Genomic DNA, 17,694 nt, shown 5'->3' with positions numbered 1-17,694 from the left:
GTATAAGAGACAGCTCCGGCGGAGCCGCGGCGTCCGGCGGCGGCACGGACTCCGGCGGCGGCCTGGCCGCCACCGGGGCCGAGGACGACGGTGCGCTGAGGGCGCTCGGCCTGGTCGCCGGCACGGCGGTCCTGCTGGGCGGCGCGGTGTTCACGTTCACCCCGTGGCGGAGGCTGCGCGGCACACGCTGACCACCCCGGGCCCGAGCGGGCCCCACGAGGCTCCGGCAGTCACGGCACACGCCGCGAACGACCCACGGCACAAGCCGAAGCGCGGGCCGGGGCACGAGCACGGTACGACGAAGGGCCGCCGCACCGGACTCCGGTGCGGCGGCCCCTGGCCGTACGTACGTCGTGCTGAGCTACGGGGCGACCGTCAGCGGACGTTGCCCATGAGCTGCTTGACCTTGCCGCGATACATGAAGATCGCGATACCGGCCGCCACGGCGAGCGTCGCCTCCAGGGCGACCACCCCGGTGCCGTTCAGCTCCACACCGGCCAGCGAGAGCAGGCCGGTGGTGCAGTCGCCAGCAGTGACGGCGAGGAACCAGACACCCATCATCTGGCTCGCGTACTTCGCCGGAGCCATCTTCGTCGTGACGGAGAGGCCGACCGGCGAGAGCGTCAGCTCGGCGACGGTCTGGATGAAGTAGATCGCGACCAGCCACATCGCGGCGGCCTTGTGGCCGTCACCCGCGATGGTCAGCGGCATCAGGAAGACGAAGAACGAGGCGCCGATCAGAACGAGGCCGGAGCTGAACTTGACGATCGTGCTCGGTTCCTTGCCGCGCCGGTTCAGCGCCAGCCAGAAGGCGGCGAAGACCGGGGCGAGGGCCATGATCAGGACCGGGTTGACCGACTGGTACCAGGAGACCGGGAAGTCCCAGCCGAAGACGCTGTTCTCGGCCGAGGACTCGGCGAAGATCGCGAGCGTCGAGCCGCCCTGGTCGTAGATCATCCAGAAGATGGCGGCGGCCACGAAGAACCAGATGTAGCCGGACATCTTCGACTGCTCGGTGGCGCTGAGCTCCTTGTCGCGCTTGATGCGCACCAGGACCATCACCGGGATGACGAGACCCGCGAGGGTGATCGGGACCAGCAGCCAGTTCAGCGTGTAGACGCCGGTGACGACCGTGCCGATGTAGAAGACGGCCGCGACGCCGAGCCAGATCATCGACTTGCGCAGCGTGGAGGCGCGCTCGTCCTTGGAGAGCGGCTTCGGGACGACGAGGCTGCGCTCGTTCAGGTGGCGGGTGCCGAACAGGAACTGGAGCACGCCGAGGCCCATGCCGAGGGCGGCGAGGGCGAAGCCGAGGTGCCAGTTGACGTTCTCGCCGACGGTGCCGATGATCAGCGGCGCCGCGAAGGCACCCATGTTGATGCCCATGTAGAAGATCGTGAAGCCACCGTCGCGGCGCGGGTCGTCCGGGCCGTCGTAGAGGTGGCCGACCATCGTCGAGATGTTGGACTTCAGCAGCCCGGAGCCTATGGCCACGAGCCCGAGGCCGGCGAAGAACGTGCCTTCGGAGGGCAGGGCCAGGGTCAGGTGGCCGAGCATGATGATTCCGCCGGCGATGGCGACGGTCTTGCGCGGACCCCAGACCCGGTCGCCGAACCAGCCGCCGGGCATGGCGAGCAGGTACACCAGCGACAGGTAGACCGAGTAGATCGCGGTCGCCGTGGCGGGCTTCATGTCGAGGCCGCCGGGCGCGATCAGGTAGAGCGGGAGCAGTGCCCGCATGCCGTAGTAGCTGAAGCGCTCCCACATCTCGGTCATGAAGAGAGTGGCCAGGCCGCGGGGGTGGCCGAAGAAGGTCTTCTCACCGGAACTGGGCGAGTCCTTCGTCAGGCTGGACGCCATGGTCGATCCTTGCTGGTCGGGACGCGACGCCTCGTGAGCTGTACGCGCCCGGTGGGGGGCAGCCGGCACCGGCGCGGCGTACCCCATCCCCACGCCTGAGGGGGACGTGCTCCGTGCGGCCGGGCTCCTGACGGAGATACGGCGGCGGAGCGGGGAAGAACCGCGTCGGGATCCACGCCCGTCGCGCGTCCTCACGCTCCGGGCCCGGCTCACAGGTCATTCACTCGTAGGAGCCGGCGGGAACCGGCCCCGCACACAGAAGGGACCCTTGGCGCTCATGGCTGCCCAAAGGTCCTTGAGTAGTGCAACAGGCGTTGGGACACCATACGACATGACACAGCGGCATATGGAAGGACTTGAGAGATGGATCACAGGTCCTGGTGGAACCACACTCCCATATTCAAAGGTCACCGTCCGCTTTGTGGCGCTGACCCGCAGGTGACGTCGTGGGCCTCACTCCGGGCACCCCGTCCGGACTACCATCAGTCCATGACCCGTGTACTGCTCGCCGAGGACGACGCATCCATCTCGGAGCCACTGGCCCGCGCACTGCGTCGGGAGGGCTACGAGGTCGAGGTCCGCCAGGACGGTCCGACCGCGCTCGACGCCGGACTCCAGGGCGGTATCGACCTGGTCGTCCTCGACCTGGGGCTGCCCGGGATGGACGGTCTCGAAGTCGCCCGCAGGCTCCGGGCCGGCGGCCACACCATTCCGATCCTGGTGCTGACGGCCCGCGCCGACGAGGTCGACACGGTCGTCGGTCTGGACGCGGGCGCCGACGACTACGTCACCAAGCCGTTCCGGCTCGCCGAGCTGCTCGCCCGGGTCCGCGCCCTGTTGCGCCGTGGGGCCTCCGAGCCCGTCCCGCCGCCCGCCACCCACGGGGTCAGGATCGACGTCGAATCGCACCGGGCCTGGATGGGCGACGAGGAACTCCAGCTCACCGCCAAGGAGTTCGACCTGCTGCGGGTCCTGGTCCGGGACGCCGGCCGGGTCGTCACCCGCGACCAGCTGATGCGCGAGGTCTGGGACACCACCTGGTGGTCCTCCACCAAGACCCTCGACATGCACATCTCCTGGCTGCGCAAGAAGCTCGGCGACGACGCCGCCAATCCGCGCTACATCGCCACCGTCCGGGGCGTCGGCTTCCGGTTCGAGAAGAGCTGACGTACGAAGCACGCATGCATCCTGAAGACCGCCCCGGAGACCGCTTCGGAGACCGCCCCGGAGACGACTCCTCCGGAGACCGCCCCGGAGTCCGCTCCGACGCGGGTGGCCACGTGCGTCCCGACGGCCTGATGAGGCGGGTATGCGCCGTCGGCTGATCAACTCCACGCTCGCCGTGGTGCTCGTCGTCATCGCCGTCTTCGGCGTCTCGCTGGTGATCGTGGAGACGCGCACCATCAGCGCGAGCGCCCAGGAGAGCGTCGAGTCCGAGGCGCTCCGGCTGATCAGCGTGGTCGACAGCCGGCTGCTGGGCGCGGAGCGGATCAACCCCGGGGTGCTGGCCGAGCAGATCGACCCCAAGCGGTACGCGCTGGTCGAGATCCCCGGCCGCGAGCCCATCGCCGTCGGCGAGCGCCCCGTCGGCAGCGTCCTGCGCGCCGTCGAGACCGGGGAGCAGGGCGAGAGGGTCACCGTCGAGGAGTCCCGCTCGGCCGTCACCCGCGAGGTCGGGCGCACGCTCCTGATCATCGGTGCGGTGGCGCTGCTCGCGATCGTCTCGGCCGTGCTGCTCGCCGTACGCCAGGCGAACCGGCTGACCTCCCCGCTCACCGACCTCGCCGAGACCGCCGAACGCCTCGGCTCCGGGGACCCCCGCCCGCGCCACAAGCGGTACGGGGTGCCCGAGCTGGACCGGGTCGCCGACGTCCTGGACTCCTCGGCCGAGCGCATCGCCCGGATGCTGACCGCCGAACGCCGGCTGGCCGCGGACGCCTCACACCAGCTGCGGACGCCGCTGACCGCGCTCTCCATGCGGATCGAGGAGATCTCGGTCACCGACGACCCCGACACGGTGAAGGAGGAGGCGAACATCGCCCTCACCCAGGTCGAGCGCCTCACCGACGTCGTCGAGCGGCTCCTGACGAACTCCCGCGACCCGCGCACCGGCTCCGCCGTCGTCTTCGACCTCGACGAGATCGTCAAGCAGCAGATCGAGGAGTGGCGCCCCGCCTACCGCAGCGCCGGCCGCGCACTGGTCTGCTCCGGCAAGCACGGGCTGCGGGCCGTCGGCACCCCGGGAGCGGTCGCCCAGGTCCTGGCGGCGCTGATCGAGAACTCCCTCATGCACGGCGGCGGCACCGTCGCCCTGCGCACCCGGGTCACCGGCAACCAGGCGGTCATCGAGGTCACCGACGAGGGCCCCGGCGTCCCCGCCGAACTGGGGGCGCGGATCTTCGAGCGGACCATCAGTGGCCGCAACTCCACCGGCATCGGCCTGGCCGTGGCCCGCGATCTCTCGGAGGCGGACGGCGGCCGGCTGGAGCTGCTCCAGCAGCACCCGGCGGTCTTCGCGCTCTTCCTCAGCCGGGTCCCGGTCGAACGCAGGACTCCTGAGCGCCCGGTGCGCTGAACGACGGATCCGCTGCGCCACCGGACCTGAGCGCCCGGTGCGCTGAACAACGACGGGCGCGGCGCGTCAGTTCCGTACGGGGTCGGGTGCTACCCGTTCTTCCGTCGGCCTGCGCTGCTCCAGAAACCGTTCCGCGCTCAGCACGGCCTCCTTGGCGGGCAGGGTCTTGAAGACCCAGGTCCGGTAGGACCAGAAGCGGAACAGGGTGGCGACCCCGATGCCGACGATCTTGAAGACATTGCTCTGGACCGGGGTGTTCCAGCCGAAGCCGTACGTCGCCAGGTACAGCACGCCGGTCTCGATCACCGCGCCCGCCGCGCTGAACAGCAGGAAGAGGGCCAGCTCACGGGTCCGGCCGGTCTTGTCGCGGTCCCGGTAGGTCCAGTAGCGGAAGCCCACGTAGTTGAAGAGGATCGCGACGAACGTCGCCACCACACTCGCCCGGACCACCTGGAGGTCCGTCGTGTGGCGCAGCAGGTTGAAGACCGCGATATTGACCAGCAGGCCGAAAGCGCCGACCGCGCCGAACTTGGCGACCTCCCGGGCCAGCAGCTCAAGCCGGGCCCGCAGTGCGCCCCGTTCGCTCATGGTGATCGCTGGCCCCGTCCGTCGGAAGGCGTCTGGAAGACGTGTCGACGCAAGCACGTCAACTCCGCCATGCTAACCAGCCCGCGCGTGTGACGCCCGTGAGTCCGCGGGGGCGGTGGCCGGACCGCATCCGTACGGCCGTCCGGGAACCACCGGCGTGGCGGATACCCTGGAGACGTGACGTTCCCGGTAGTCGGCATGGTCGGCGGCGGTCAGCTCGCCCGCATGACCCACGAGGCGGGCATCCCCCTCGGCCTGAAATTCAAGCTGCTCAGTGACACCCCCCAGGACTCGGCGGCCCAGGTGGTGAGCGAGGTCGTCATCGGCGACTATCGCGACCTGGACACGCTGCGCGCCTTCGCGCGCGGCTGCGACGTGATCACCTTCGATCACGAGCACGTGCCGACCGAGCATCTGCGGGCCCTGGAGGCGGACGGCATCCCCGTGCGCCCCGGCCCCGATGCCCTGGTGCACGCCCAGGACAAGGGGGTGATGCGCGCCAGGCTCGCGGAGATCGGCGCCCCCTGTCCCCGTAACCGCATCGTGAGCGACCCGGCCGACGCCGCCGCGTTCGCCGAGGAGGTCGGCGGCTTCCCCGTCATCCTCAAGACCGTGCGCGGCGGCTACGACGGCAAGGGCGTGTGGGTGGTCCGCTCCGAGGCGGACGCCGCCGACCCGTTCCGCGCCGGGGTCCCGGTCCTCGCGGAGGAGAAGGTCGACTTCGTACGGGAGCTGGCGGCCAACATCGTCCGCTCGCCGCACGGCCAGGCCGTCGCCTACCCGGTCGTCGAGTCCATCCAGGTCGACGGCGTCTGCGACACGGTGATCGCCCCCGCCCCCGAGCTGGACGAGGCGTTGGCCGGCGAGGCCCAGCAGCTCGCGCTGCGCATCGCCGCCGAGCTGGGCGTCGTCGGACACCTCGCGGTCGAGCTGTTCGAGACGCGTGGACCCGACGGGAAGCCCGGCATCCTGGTCAACGAGCTGGCGATGCGCCCGCACAACTCGGGCCACTGGACCCAGGACGGCGCGATCACCTCCCAGTTCGCCAACCACGTACGGGCGGTCCTCGACCTCCCCCTCGGCGACCCGCGCCCGCGCGCCCCCTGGACGGTCATGTGCAACGTCCTGGGCGGCGACTACCCGGACATGTACCAGGCGTATCTGCACTGCATGGCCCGCGACCCGCAGCTCAAGATCCACATGTACGGCAAGGACGTGAAGCCCGGCCGCAAGGTCGGCCACGTCAACACCTACGGCGACGACCTGGCGGACGTGCGGGAGCGCGCCCGGCACGCGGCCGACTACCTGCGAGGAACGATCACCGAATGACTTCCCCCGGCACCGGATCCCCCGCCGCCCCACTCGTAGGCATCGTCATGGGCTCGGACTCCGACTGGCCCGTCATGGAGGCCGCCGCCAAGGCGCTCGACGAGTTCGAGATCCCCTACGAGGTCGATGTCGTCTCCGCCCACCGCATGCCGCACGAGATGATCGCGTACGGCGAGCGGGCCGCGGGCCGCGGCCTGAAGGCGATCGTCGCGGGCGCGGGCGGCGCCGCCCATCTGCCCGGCATGCTGGCGTCCGTCACCCCGCTGCCGGTCATCGGCGTGCCGGTGCCGCTGAAGTACCTGGACGGCATGGACAGCCTGCTCTCCATCGTCCAGATGCCGGCCGGGGTCCCCGTCGCCACCGTCTCCGTCGGCGGCGCGCGCAACGCCGGGCTGCTGGCCGCCCGGATCCTCGCCGCGCACGACTCCGCGCTCCAGGACCGGATGCGGGAGTTCCAGCAGGAGCTGAACGACCAGGCCACCGAGAAGGGCAAACGTCTGCGCGCCAAGGTCCAGGGCGCGGACTCCTTCGGCTTCGGAAAGTAGGGGGCGGCACATGAACGACGCCTATCTGGAGCGGGCCCGCGAGCTCCTCGCCGCCCACCCCGTCGTCGACGGCCACAACGACCTCCCTTGGGCCCTGCGCGAACAGGTCGGCTACGACCTCGACGCCCGGGACATCGCCGCCGACCAGCGCGGCCTGCTCCACACCGACCTGAGCAGGCTGCGGGCCGGCGGGGTCGGCGGCCAGTTCTGGTCGGTGTACGTCCGCACCGACCTGACCGGCGACGCGGCCGTCAGCGCCACCCTGGAGCAGATCGACGTCGTCGGCGAGCTGATCGCCCGCTATCCGACGCACCTGCGGCGGGCGCTCACCGCCGACGACCTGGAGAAGGCCCGCGCCGAGGGCCGTATCGCCTCCCTGATGGGCGCCGAGGGCGGCCACTCCATCAACAATTCGCTGGGCACCCTGCGCGCCCTGTACGACCTGGGCGTCCGCTACATGACGCTCACCCACAACGACAACATCGACTGGGCCGACAGCGCGACGGACCTGCCGCGCCTCGGCGGCCTCACCGCCTTCGGCCACGAGGTCGTCCGCGAGATGAACCGCGTCGGCATGCTGGTCGACCTCTCGCACGTCGCGGACGGCGTCATGCGCGACGCGCTCGCCACCAGCACCGCGCCGGTGATCTTCTCGCACTCCTCGGCCCGAGCCGTCTGCGACCACCCGCGCAACATCCCCGACGACGTGCTCGCGGCCCTCCCGGCCAACGGCGGCGTCGCGATGGCGACCTTCGTCCCGAAGTTCGTGCTGCCCGAGGCCGTCGCCTGGACCCTGGCCGCCGACCGCAACATGCGCGAGCACGGCCTGCACCACCTCGACACCACCCCGGCCGCGATGCGCATCCACGAGGACTTCGAGGCGGCCAACCCGCGCCCCGAGGCCACCGCGTCGACCATCGCGGACCACCTCGACCACATGCGCGCGGTCGCGGGCGTCGACCACATCGGCATCGGCGGCGACTACGACGGCACGGCGTTCACCCCGCGCGGCCTGGAGGACGTCTCCGGCTACCCGAACCTCATCGCCGAACTGCTGCGGCGCGGCTGGTCCGAGGGCGACCTCGCCAAGCTGACCTGGCAGAACTCCGTACGGGTGCTGCGCGACGCGGAAGCCGTCGCCCGCGACGAGCAGAGCGGGCGCGGCCCGTCCCACGCGACGATCACGGAGCTGGACGGCCCGCTCGGCTGACGCCGGGTGGGGGTCACGGCTCTGGGATGGCCCGCACGGCTGACGCCGCAAGGTCTCCGCGCCCACCGCCGCGTACGGTCCGCCCGGACCGAGGGCGAGCGCCCCCGAAGCGCTCGCCCGTGCGGCGCCGGCCTTCAGGCCTTCGGGCGGCCCATCGCCCGGTACGTCCAGCCGGCCTCGCGCCACACCGCACTGTCCAGGGCGTTGCGGCCGTCCAGGATGATCCGGCGGGCGGCCACCTCGCCCAGCTCCGCCGGGTCCAGCTCGCGGAACTCGCGCCACTCCGTCAGGTGCAGCACCACGTCCGCCCCGCGCACCGCCTCCAGCGCGGAGGCGGCGTAGCCGAGCGTCGGGAACAGCCGCCGGGCGTTGTCCATCCCCTTCGGGTCGAACACGGTCACCTGGCCACCCTGGAGGTGGATCTGCCCGGCGACGTTGAGCGCGGGGGAGTCGCGTACGTCGTCGGAGTCGGGCTTGAACGCGGCGCCCAGCACCGCCACCCGCTTGCCGAGGAACGAGTCGCCGCCCACCGCCTCCCGGGCCAGCTCCACCATGTGGCCGCGGCGGCGCATGTTGATGGAGTCGACCTCGCGGAGGAAGGTGAGCGCCTGGTCCGCGCCCAGCTCGCCGGCGCGTGCCATGAAGGCGCGGATGTCCTTGGGCAGGCAGCCGCCGCCGAAGCCGATCCCGGCCCGCAGGAACTTCTTCCCGATGCGTTCGTCGTGCCCGATGGCCTCCGCGAGCTTCACGACGTCCCCGTCGGCGGCCTCGCACACCTCGGCCATCGCGTTGATGAAGGAGATCTTGGTGGCCAGGAAGGAGTTGGCGGAGGTCTTCACCAGCTCGGCGGTCGGGAAGTCGGTCACCACGAACGGCGAGCCCTCCGCGACCGGCACGGCGTACACCTCGCGCAGGAGCTTCTCGGCCCCGTCGCTCGCGACCCCGACGACGATCCGGTCGGGGTGCAGGGTGTCGTTCACGGCGAAGCCCTCGCGGAGGAACTCCGGGTTCCAGGCCAGCTCGACGTCGGCGCCCGCCGGAGCCAGCTCGGCGAGGCGGACCGCGAGGCGGGCGGCGGAGCCCACCGGGACGGTCGACTTGCCGACGACCAGGGCGGGCCGGGTCAGGTGCGGGGCCAGCGAATCGAAGGCGCTGTCGACGTAGCTCATGTCGCAGGCGTACTCGCCGTGCTTCTGCGGGGTGTTCACACAGACGAAGTGGACGTCGCCGAACTCCCCGACCTCCTCCCAGGAGGTGGTGAAGCGCAGCCGCCCGGTGGATCCCTCGATACCGGCGACGTGCCGCTGGAGCATTTCCTCCAGGCCCGGCTCGTACATCGGCACGCGGCCGGTGGAGAGCAGCTCGATCTTCTCCGGTACGACATCGAGCCCCAGGACCTCGAAGCCCAGCTCGGCCATGGCCGCAGCATGGGTGGCGCCGAGATAGCCGGTGCCGATCACAGTGATCCTGAGGGCCATGGAGTGCTCCTGGAAGATACGGACGGACGTGCGGACCGAGCATAGTCGGGGACCTGTAGGCCGGAATTCACCGCTCTATCTGTCCGCTGCGCCGGATATGTCCCACCCCTGTCGGGAAGCTCACGTACGCGGCACGTATGCCTTCGGGCGGCAGGCGCACTAAAATTGAGTTACTTAACGGTAGTTAGCATCTGGGGAGTGAGCGTCTTGGCGGGTTCGACCGATTTCGACCTGTACCGTCCGGCCGAGGAGCACGACATGCTCCGCGAGACCATCCGCGCGCTCGCCGAGACGAAGATCGCCCCCTTCGCCGCCGCGGTCGACGAGGAGAGCCGCTTCCCGCAGGAGGCGCTGGACGCCCTGGTCGCCTCGGACCTGCACGCCGTCCACGTCCCGGAGGAGTACGGCGGCGCAGGCGCCGACGCGCTCGCCACGGTCATCGTGATCGAGGAGGTGGCCCGCGCCTGCGCCTCCTCCTCCCTCATCCCGGCCGTCAACAAGCTCGGCTCGCTCCCGGTGATCCTCTCCGGCTCCGAGGAGCTGAAGCGCAAGTACCTGGGCCCGCTCGCCAAGGGCGACGCGATGTTCTCGTACGCCCTCTCCGAGCCGGACGCCGGCTCCGACGCGGCGGGCATGAAGACGAAGGCCGTGCGCGACGGCGACTTCTGGGTCCTCAACGGCGTGAAGCGCTGGATCACCAACGCGGGTGTCTCCGAGTTCTACACGGTCATGGCCGTCACCGACCCGACCAAGCGCTCCAAGGGCATCTCCGCGTTCGTCGTCGAGAAGTCCGACGAGGGCGTCTCCTTCGGCGCCCCGGAGAAGAAGCTCGGCATCAAGGGCTCCCCGACCCGCGAGGTCTACCTCGACAACGTGCGCATCCCCGCCGACCGGATGATCGGCGAGGAGGGCACCGGCTTCGCCACCGCGATGAAGACCCTGGACCACACCCGCGTCACCATCGCGGCCCAGGCCATCGGCATCGCCCAGGGCGCGCTGGACTACGCCAAGGGGTACGTCCAGGAGCGCAAGCAGTTCGGCAAGCCGATCGCGGACTTCCAGGGCATCCAGTTCATGCTCGCCGACATGGCGATGAAGCTGGAGGCGGCCCGCCAGCTCACCTACTCGGCCGCCGCCAAGTCCCAGCGCGTCGACGGCGACCTCACGTTCTTCGGCGCCGCGGCCAAGTGCTTCGCCTCCGACGTCGCCATGGAGGTCACCACGGATGCCGTGCAGCTGCTCGGCGGCTACGGCTACACGCGGGACTACCCGGTCGAGCGCATGATGCGCGACGCCAAGATCACCCAGATCTACGAGGGCACGAACCAGGTCCAGCGGATCGTGATGGCCAGGAACCTGCCGTAGCAGGGATCTCGCGGGCCGGAGCCGCCCTGAGGGCGCCGACGACCTGGGAAGGCCGCTGAACAGCACGCCGCACGACTGCCCCCGGCGGCCCCGCCGGGGGCAGTCGTGTCGTCGGTCTCCGTGATGGTCCGCCGGCGTGCGGGGGAAACTCAGGGGGCGAGCGCGTCCCTCTCCGGATCGCCGTCGTCGCGTGGGTCCGAGTCGTGGAAGACGATCTCCGCGCGGACAGGCCGGTCGGTCGCGGACGGCCTGGACCACGCGACGCGCATTTTCATCGGCTTGAAGCCGTGCGGGCCACTGTTCCGGGAACGGGCCAGTGTCACTCCGTCCTCACTGGGGAAGAGGATGACCGACAGAATCAGTGCGGCCACCGCGAGGGCAGCGGGCACGAGAGTCCGGGATTCGCCCCCCGAGCCGCTGCTGATCATCCTCGCCGTGAGCGTGATGAGTATCGCGAGTGCGGCCGTCGCGATGAGCCCGATGGCAAGCCACAGCCGCTGGCGCGCCTTGGCGCGTGCCCGACTGCGCAACCGGAAGGCGACCATGTCACCACAGGTGGCACACCGCAGATACCCGGTTCGGACGCCCTCGGGCGGCCGGTCGACCCAGGCGGTCTGGATCCGGTAGTAGTGGTAGGTGACCGATGCGCGGTGCTCGGTGTGCGTCATATGGATCAGCCGCATTCCGACCCTGGGCCCGATCTGCTGCACTCCGCCCTCCGTCCTCGCCCGCCGCGGACATTCCCGGTCGGACCAAGGTATGGCTGAACTCGTGGTCATGCCCAGGCAGTTGACGATGAATGCACCGTCTCCCCTCCCATCCGCCCCGTGCCGCGGCCGGTGGGAACCGCCCTACCGCGGCGCGACGGCCGCCAGCTCTCCCCGTACGGCCGTTCCGTCCGGCCAGGTCCATCCGGCGACGAGTCGGCCCGGCGCCCCCTGTTCGGCTTCCGACGCCCGCAGGACGCGGTTGATCCGGATGTCGGCCCCCTGGTCGGCGCCGGCCCCGTGCACGACGACGGTCGGGTCGGGGGTGTCGCTCACGCTCTGTTGCTGCGGCTCCGCCTCGCCGCGCAGAAGAGCGCTCAACTGCGCCAGCACCACCGGGTCGTGGGCGCCGTCGTAGATCCACCGGGTGCCGAGCACCCCGTGCTCGGAGGTGCCGATCAGCGTTGCGCCGGAGGCACCCTCCAGCGCCGCGCCGCGGTAGCCCAGCGGCACCAGATACGCCACCGGCTCCTGCCCGGCCGCGTCCGCCACGACCATGAACTCGATCCCGACCTCCCCTGCCGGATCGTCCAGCCGGAACCCTCCGGCCTTGACCAGGTCCGGCGTCTCGCCGGAGCCCACGTACCAGCTCTGCTTCGGCAACCAGCCGGAGAGGAGTTCCAGCTTGGTGGGCGACATGGTGGTGCGGTGGATGGATGCCATGCGGGCTCCCTGATGCGTAGGTCCGGGCCCGCCCTCGCGACGGGTGTGTCCGAACCTATAGAGAACGCTCGCGTTCGGCCCAGGGAGTTCGGCCGGCCCGGTGGAGGCGGCTGGCCGGCCCGGCAGTGGGCGGCACGCGCTCGGCATTGCCTGATCAGACGCCGAGCTCTGCCCTCACAGCCCTGGCGCCGCATCTCCATGTCCCTGTATCCAGGAACTTCAGGCCGTCGATCACGGAAAGGGGCTCTCGGTGCGGACGCAGGCCGGAGAGAGAGGAACGGGTGAGGGCAAGCAGCGCCGGACCTCCGGGACCACGCGGGCGGAAGCCCCACCCGCCCGGCCGGGCTCGTCCCCGCCGCAGGGCTACCTCGTCCAGCAGAGCGCCGTGGGCAATGCCGCTGTCGTGCAGATGCTCCGCGACGCCGCCCATCGTGGGGCGCAGGAGCAGCACCAGCACGGGGACGGGTGTGGCCACCAGCAGTCCGAACAGGCGGCCCCCGCGGTGCAGCGGTCCGCCGTCCACGATGTCCTGCGCACCGGTGGCCGGCCCCTCGACGACGCCACCCGCACCGACATGGAGAACCGGCTCGGCGCCGACTTCTCCGACGTCCGCATTCACAACGATTCCGCCGCGAAGGCGTCGGCCGCCGAAGTCGGGGCCCGCGCGTACACCAGTGGCAGCCACGTCGTCATCGGCGACGGCGGCGACGGCAAGCACACCCTCGCCCACGAACTCACCCACGTCATCCAGCAGCGCCAGGGGCCCGTCGCCGGAACTGACAACGGATCAGGGCTCAGAGTCTCCGACCCCTCCGACCGTTTCGAACGCGAAGCCGAGGCCAACGCGACGCGGGCGATGCGTGGTCCGGCTCCCGTGCAGTTGCTCACCGATGGCCGCGAGGAGGCCATCGCGCGGCGTGCCACCGCGGAGCCGGCGGTGCAGCGGACGGCAGCGGGGCAGGCGACAGACCTCCAGTTCCGGACCCACAGGCTGGAGGCGGGCACCGTCGCCTTCAAGGGCGGCGATTGGGCGGACGGCCAGGCACTGATAGCGGCGGCCGCGACCTTCCACACCAACGGTGAGTGGGGGGCCTGCTACCTGGGCACGCCGGCCAACGTCTCGGTGGGGTACATGGAGGAGGGGAACAGCCTCCTGCAGATCACCCTGACAGAACCCCTCAAACTCCTTGAGATCTATGGCCGCACAGCGGATGAGGGAAGCATCGGTGGAGATGAGAAGGCCGCGATGGTCAAGGCGGCGAGGAACTACCCGGCCGGGCCCTACCTGATGGACTCCATCCTGGCGGACGGGTACGACGGGGCGTTCATGAACGCCGATGACGAGGGCCGCGGCAACAAGGAGATCATTCTCCACTGGTCGCGAGTGGCGGATGTGTGCGAGGCCGTACTGGCGAATCCTCAGCCCCAGTGGAACCGGCGTGAGTACCGGTTCAACGACCTTCCGTAACAGCCACGGACGGGGCCGGCACCGGCCGGGCCCGTCTGCCGGACCCACCCGCCGGACCCAGCCGGGCCCGAGCCACGGAAGCCGCAGCGCCCCGCGCGGCGGAAGGTGCTCCCGCCCGGGGGCTACGTCCACGGGCGCGGTCAACCCCGATCCGCTCCTCGGCCTTTCGGGTCGGGCAGGCCCTAGCGGACGACCTCGAAGACGTTCTTCTGGATGCCGTTGGCGTACGCCTCGTGCTCGACCAGCTTCAGCTTCTGGGCGTCCTTGTCCGTGTCGCTGAACAGGCGCTTGCCCGCGCCGAGCAGGAGCGGGAAGACGAGCAGGTGGTACCGGTCGATCAGGTCGGCGTCCGCGAGGTTCCGGTTCAGTTCGGTGCTGCCGTGGACGATGATCGGGCCGCCCTCGGTCTCCTTCAGGGCGGCGACCTCGTCGAGCGACCGCAGGATCGTGGTCTCGCCCCAGTCGGAGACCAGGTCGCCGTCGGTCAGCTTGGTGGAGACGACGTACTTCGGCATCGCCTTGTACCCGGTGAACTCCTCCATGCCCGGCCACACCGGGCTGAACGCCTCGTAGCTCGCCCGGCCCAGCAGCAGGGCGGTGGCCTCCTCCTGCTCCTGGCCCTTGATGGCGTACGCCTCCGGCAGGAACTCCATGTCCTTGAACGTCCACCCCGAGTTCCGGTAGCCGGGCTCGCCGCCCGGGGCCTCCATGACGCCGTCGAGCGAAACGAAGGCAGTGCTGATCAGGGTGCGCATCAGGTCTCCTGGCTGTGTCGTGGCGGGCCCCGGTCGGTGCCCGGCGTCGGCTCTCAGTCTTACGGAAGTGCAGACCGCGCACCTCGCGAGAACTCATCGGTCCCACACCGCGCACCGTCCCCGACCACACCCCGGCCCCGGCCGGTAGCCTCCCTCCCCATGACCGAACTCGACAGGCTGACCGCCCTCTTCAGCGCCCTGGGTGCGGATGACGACGCCCGCGACTGGGCCGAGTCCGAGGCGGAGGAGGGGCTGCCGCAACTCGCCCGCTACCGCCTCCTGCGGACGGTGTGGCAGGACGTCGACGCCTGGGGCACGGCGGCGCCCCGGTGGGTGGACGCCTACCGCAGCGACGGGGCGGCGGCCGACGCCGTCGACCGGGCCCTCGCGGCCGGGCTCACCCCCGAGGACCTCGGCGCACTGGCCCGTGAGGTCGCCAGGGAGACTGCGTTCGGGGTGCTGTACGCGCTGGCGGACCCGGCGGACGGGTCGCTCCCGGCGGAGGTGGAGGCGCAGTTGCCCGGCTGGCGCCTGGCGGAGCTGAACCCTGCCGGCGCACCGACCGGTCGCCATCTCGACGCCCTCCACGAGGACTTCGCCGAACTCGAACCGAAGGGAGCCGTGTCATGACCGTCCTGCCGGTGCTACGGGAGACGGGCGCCCAGAAGAGGATGGGACAGCCGTGGCCATGAACAAGAAGTACCTGGTGCTGCCCGCCGTGCTCGCTGTCGCGGCAGCGGTCGCCGCGACGGTCCACCTCTGGCCGACGGAGCTCAAGAAGCTGCGCGAGCAGAATCTGTGCCCCGGAATGCTGACGGAGCAGACCGCGGGGCTGCTCCAGGACGGCAAAAGGCTCCCCGGCGCGGCTTCCCGCCGCGCCAGGCGGCCATGGCGTCACTTGCCGACGACGCTCCACGCGCCGTCGCCGACCGCGGCGGCGCTGTTGAGGGCGGCCCACGCGGCGGCGTCGAGCTTGAGGGCGTCGAGGAGGTAGGCGGAGACCGCGTCGGCGACGAGGGCGACGCGGTCGGGATCCTCGTCGGTGGTCTCGGCTGCCATCTCGCCGGCGAGGCCGCCCAGGGTGTGCTCGCCCTCGGCGACGGTGAGCAGGCCCTTCGGGGACGGGCTGAGGTGGTAGGCGTCGGTGAACCACTCCGGCCCCCGGGTGGAGAGCTGGGACCGGTCCTTGCCGCCCGCGACGACCAGGGCCGGGGTGGTCATCGTGGAGTAGTCCGGCCTCATGAACGGAAGGTGTTCGGCCGCGAACGGGGTGAGCGTGTCGCCGGTCCCGGTCGCGGCGATCAGCGCGCCGGCCGAGACGGCGGCGTGGGAGAAGTCCTCCCCGGGTATGCCGTCGGCGTCCAGCACACGCGCCCCGAGCAGCGCGCCGGCGGTCTGGGCGCCCCAGGAGTGGCCGACGACCGCTATGCGCTCGCGGTCGACGCGGGTCTCCAGGCCGCCGGCCTGGCGAAGGATGTCGCCGAGGCCGTCGAGGACCGCGTGGAGATCGGCGATCCGGACGCGCCAGATGGTGGCGAAGCGCGGGTCGTCCCACCCGATGCCGTTGCGGCGGGAGTCCAGGTGGGTGGGCTGCACGACGACGAATCCGGCGGCTGCCCACCGGTCGACGAGGGGTTCGTATCCGTCGAGGGACCAGGCGTTGCCGTGGGAGAACACGATGACGGGAAGGTCGTGGCCCGACAGGGGGGCGGTGACCTTCACCTGGAGGTCGACGCTGCGGCCGGGCGCGGGAACGGTGATCGGCTTGACCGCGACGATCCGCCGGTCGAGGTCGCGGCCGAGGCCGAGGTGGCTGGAAGGCATGGGGGACCTGCGCTTTCTCCATGGGGACGCTCTGCCATACTTTGGCGGAGCGTCGTTCCGCCAATTTAGCGGAACATTGTTCCGCGAGTAAAGGGAGAGTCTCGTGCCGGAATCGGTCGGAGTACGTCAGGCGCAGGCGCAGCGCACCCGCGACGGTGTGCTGGCGGCTGCGGCGGCGGTCTTCGTGGACCAGGGCGTCCAGGCCCCCATCCGCGACATCGCCGAACGCGCCGGCGTCGGTGTCGGCACGATCTACCGGAACTTCCCGACGCGGGCGGACCTCGTCACCGCCGTCTACCGGCACCAGATCGACACCTGCGCCGCACTCGCGCCCCGGCTCCTGGAGGAATCGGCCTCCCCGTTCACCGCCCTGACCCGCTGGGTGGACGCGTTCGTCGAGTTCCTGGTGACGAAGCACGGCCTCGGTGCGGCCCTGGGGTCCGGTGATCCGGGGCTGGAGAACCTCCACGCCCTCATGCTCGACACCCTGGTCCCGGCCTGCGCGACGCTGCTCGACGCCTGCGTCGCCGCCGAGGAGATCAGCCCGGACGTCACCGGCTACACGCTCATGCGCGCCATCGGGAACCTCTGCATCACCGGCCCCGACTACGACCGGGCCGACGCCGGGCGCATGGTCGCGACCCTCCTCGCCGGATGCCGTCGTCAGGCGTGGTGAGAAGGCCCGACCGCGCGTCCACCGCGTGACGGTCGGCGTGCGCGCCTACGCCGCCTCCCCGTACTGGGCCCGGCAGTCGCGGCAGTGGCCCGGGTCCGGGGACCGGAAGGCGCGGTCGCAGCCCTCGCAGGTCTGGAAGGGGGTGACGGGCGCCCGGCGGACCGGGGTCAGCTCCTGGGCGCCGGGGAGCGGCGGCGGCAGGAGCACGGTGAGGCGGTGTCTGACGATCTTCGCCGGGTACTTGGGAGGCTGCGGGAGCTCGGTCGTCAGAGCGTGGCGGATGGCGTCGGTGAGCGCGCCGCGCTCCAGCCAGGCAGCCGCGCCGGGGACCAGCTCCTCGATGTCGTCCTCGGAGAGCACCAGCTCCGGCGCGTGACGCCGAAGGTCGGCGAGCAGCGCGGAGGCGGCCCGGTGCAGCTCCGGGGTGAGCTCACGGGGCTGGGGGAGCGGCCGACGCGGCGGCTTGGGCGTGATGCGCGACGGTACGTGGACCGGCGGGTGCGCTTCTTCCGGTACGGGGGTGGGCTCGGGCGCAGGTGGGGGCGTGGGCGCAGGGGCGGGCGCCACGGGCGCCACGACCGGCCCCGGCGT

At 71.1% G+C, this 17,694-nt stretch carries 16 protein-coding genes and 2 pseudogenes; 10 read left to right on the top strand and 8 right to left on the bottom strand.

What is annotated here, in order from left to right; translation table 11 throughout:
• Positions 1–191: pseudogene (locus CR470_RS25200) on the top strand (hypothetical protein); the annotation flags it as partial.
• A gap of 184 nt (positions 192–375) precedes the next feature.
• Here the strand turns inward: CR470_RS25200 and CR470_RS25195 are convergent.
• Positions 376–1,860 carry an oligopeptide:H+ symporter gene (locus CR470_RS25195; protein WP_097869823.1) on the bottom strand — a complete coding sequence of 495 codons (1,485 nt, stop codon included), beginning with the start codon at positions 1,858–1,860 and terminating at the stop codon, positions 376–378.
• A gap of 489 nt (positions 1,861–2,349) precedes the next feature.
• Here CR470_RS25195 and CR470_RS25190 point away from each other — a divergent pair, with 489 nt between their 5' ends.
• Positions 2,350–3,027 (top strand): response regulator transcription factor, encoded by a 678-nt coding sequence (locus CR470_RS25190; RefSeq protein ID WP_097869822.1) that lies wholly within the window; start codon positions 2,350–2,352, stop codon positions 3,025–3,027.
• Positions 3,028–3,169: 142 nt separating this feature from the next.
• Positions 3,170–4,435 (top strand): ATP-binding protein, encoded by a 1,266-nt coding sequence (locus tag CR470_RS25185; RefSeq protein ID WP_097869821.1) that lies wholly within the window; start codon positions 3,170–3,172, stop codon positions 4,433–4,435.
• A gap of 66 nt (positions 4,436–4,501) precedes the next feature.
• Here CR470_RS25185 and CR470_RS25180 read toward each other — a convergent pair whose 3' ends face one another.
• Complete coding sequence (locus CR470_RS25180; RefSeq protein ID WP_097869820.1) at positions 4,502–5,023, bottom strand: GtrA family protein; 522 nt, start codon at positions 5,021–5,023, stop codon at positions 4,502–4,504.
• Positions 5,024–5,200: 177 nt separating this feature from the next.
• Between CR470_RS25180 and CR470_RS25175 the strand changes: the two genes are divergently transcribed.
• From CR470_RS25175 to CR470_RS25165, 3 genes are read left to right on the top strand one after another with little or no spacing between them, the layout of a single operon-like run.
• Complete coding sequence (locus CR470_RS25175) at positions 5,201–6,352, top strand: 5-(carboxyamino)imidazole ribonucleotide synthase (protein WP_097869819.1); 1,152 nt, start codon at positions 5,201–5,203, stop codon at positions 6,350–6,352.
• Positions 6,349–6,897, top strand: a complete 549-nt coding sequence (purE, locus tag CR470_RS25170) for a 5-(carboxyamino)imidazole ribonucleotide mutase (protein ID WP_097869818.1) — start codon at positions 6,349–6,351, stop codon at positions 6,895–6,897. The genes CR470_RS25175 and purE overlap by 4 nt, the downstream gene beginning before the upstream one ends.
• A gap of 10 nt (positions 6,898–6,907) precedes the next feature.
• Positions 6,908–8,107, top strand: a complete 1,200-nt coding sequence (locus CR470_RS25165; RefSeq protein ID WP_097869817.1) for a dipeptidase — start codon at positions 6,908–6,910, stop codon at positions 8,105–8,107.
• Between the two features lie 134 nt (positions 8,108–8,241).
• On the opposite strand, the gene CR470_RS25160 is transcribed toward CR470_RS25165, so the two are convergent.
• Complete coding sequence (locus CR470_RS25160; protein ID WP_097869816.1) at positions 8,242–9,585, bottom strand: UDP-glucose dehydrogenase family protein; 1,344 nt, start codon at positions 9,583–9,585, stop codon at positions 8,242–8,244.
• A 207-nt stretch (positions 9,586–9,792) separates the two neighbouring features.
• Here CR470_RS25160 and CR470_RS25155 point away from each other — a divergent pair, with 207 nt between their 5' ends.
• Positions 9,793–10,950: an acyl-CoA dehydrogenase gene (locus CR470_RS25155; protein WP_097869815.1), complete on the top strand. Its 1,158-nt coding sequence runs from the start codon at positions 9,793–9,795 to the stop codon at positions 10,948–10,950.
• A gap of 149 nt (positions 10,951–11,099) precedes the next feature.
• On the opposite strand, the gene CR470_RS25150 is transcribed toward CR470_RS25155, so the two are convergent.
• Together CR470_RS25150 and CR470_RS25145 are read right to left on the bottom strand one after the other, a co-directional pair.
• Entirely contained in the window at positions 11,100–11,660 is a 561-nt protein-coding gene (locus tag CR470_RS25150; RefSeq protein WP_097869814.1) for a hypothetical protein, read from the bottom strand.
• Between the two features lie 141 nt (positions 11,661–11,801).
• On the bottom strand, positions 11,802–12,380 hold the full coding sequence (locus tag CR470_RS25145; protein WP_097869813.1) for a maltokinase N-terminal cap-like domain-containing protein: 579 nt from the start codon (positions 12,378–12,380) through the stop codon (positions 11,802–11,804).
• Positions 12,381–12,630: 250 nt separating this feature from the next.
• On the opposite strand from CR470_RS25145, the gene CR470_RS41350 reads away from it, so the two are divergent.
• The gene (locus tag CR470_RS41350; protein ID WP_257138910.1) at positions 12,631–13,848 is read left to right on the top strand and encodes an eCIS core domain-containing protein; all 1,218 of its coding nucleotides are present in this window, start codon (positions 12,631–12,633) and stop codon (positions 13,846–13,848) included.
• Positions 13,849–14,030: 182 nt separating this feature from the next.
• On the opposite strand, the gene CR470_RS25135 is transcribed toward CR470_RS41350, so the two are convergent.
• Entirely contained in the window at positions 14,031–14,603 is a 573-nt protein-coding gene (locus CR470_RS25135; protein ID WP_097869812.1) for a dihydrofolate reductase family protein, read from the bottom strand.
• 159 nt (positions 14,604–14,762) lie between these two features.
• On the opposite strand from CR470_RS25135, the gene CR470_RS25130 reads away from it, so the two are divergent.
• A complete protein-coding gene (locus CR470_RS25130; RefSeq protein WP_097869811.1) occupies positions 14,763–15,233 on the top strand; it encodes a hypothetical protein in 471 nt (156 codons plus the stop codon).
• A 264-nt stretch (positions 15,234–15,497) separates the two neighbouring features.
• Here CR470_RS25130 and CR470_RS25120 read toward each other — a convergent pair whose 3' ends face one another.
• Positions 15,498–16,427 carry an alpha/beta hydrolase family protein gene (locus CR470_RS25120; RefSeq protein WP_097869809.1) on the bottom strand — a complete coding sequence of 310 codons (930 nt, stop codon included), beginning with the start codon at positions 16,425–16,427 and terminating at the stop codon, positions 15,498–15,500.
• Between the two features lie 103 nt (positions 16,428–16,530).
• On the opposite strand from CR470_RS25120, the gene CR470_RS25115 reads away from it, so the two are divergent.
• Entirely contained in the window at positions 16,531–17,103 is a 573-nt protein-coding gene (locus CR470_RS25115; RefSeq protein ID WP_097869808.1) for a TetR/AcrR family transcriptional regulator, read from the top strand.
• 45 nt (positions 17,104–17,148) lie between these two features.
• Here CR470_RS25115 and CR470_RS25110 read toward each other — a convergent pair.
• Positions 17,149–17,694, bottom strand: a pseudogene (locus CR470_RS25110) (hypothetical protein); the annotation flags it as partial.

The organism is Streptomyces sp. rh34, from assembly GCF_002551245.1.
GTDB lineage: Bacteria > Actinomycetota > Actinomycetes > Streptomycetales > Streptomycetaceae > Streptomyces.
Note: the sequence above shows the minus strand (reverse complement) of the source record. Positions and strands in the feature narration are given on the sequence as shown.

Coding starts and splice junctions, on each gene's coding strand:
- CR470_RS25195 (WP_097869823.1), bottom strand. CDS start 1,860: ATGGCGTCCAGCCTGACGAAGGACTCGCCCAGTTCCGGTGAGAAGACC.
- CR470_RS25190 (WP_097869822.1), top strand. CDS start 2,350: ATGACCCGTGTACTGCTCGCCGAGGACGACGCATCCATCTCGGAGCCA.
- CR470_RS25185 (WP_097869821.1), top strand. CDS start 3,170: ATGCGCCGTCGGCTGATCAACTCCACGCTCGCCGTGGTGCTCGTCGTC.
- CR470_RS25180 (WP_097869820.1), bottom strand. CDS start 5,023: ATGAGCGAACGGGGCGCACTGCGGGCCCGGCTTGAGCTGCTGGCCCGG.
- purE (WP_097869818.1), top strand. CDS start 6,349: ATGACTTCCCCCGGCACCGGATCCCCCGCCGCCCCACTCGTAGGCATC.
- CR470_RS25165 (WP_097869817.1), top strand. CDS start 6,908: ATGAACGACGCCTATCTGGAGCGGGCCCGCGAGCTCCTCGCCGCCCAC.
- CR470_RS25160 (WP_097869816.1), bottom strand. CDS start 9,585: ATGGCCCTCAGGATCACTGTGATCGGCACCGGCTATCTCGGCGCCACC.
- CR470_RS25145 (WP_097869813.1), bottom strand. CDS start 12,380: ATGGCATCCATCCACCGCACCACCATGTCGCCCACCAAGCTGGAACTC.
- CR470_RS25135 (WP_097869812.1), bottom strand. CDS start 14,603: ATGCGCACCCTGATCAGCACTGCCTTCGTTTCGCTCGACGGCGTCATG.
- CR470_RS25130 (WP_097869811.1), top strand. CDS start 14,763: ATGACCGAACTCGACAGGCTGACCGCCCTCTTCAGCGCCCTGGGTGCG.
- CR470_RS25120 (WP_097869809.1), bottom strand. CDS start 16,427: ATGCCTTCCAGCCACCTCGGCCTCGGCCGCGACCTCGACCGGCGGATC.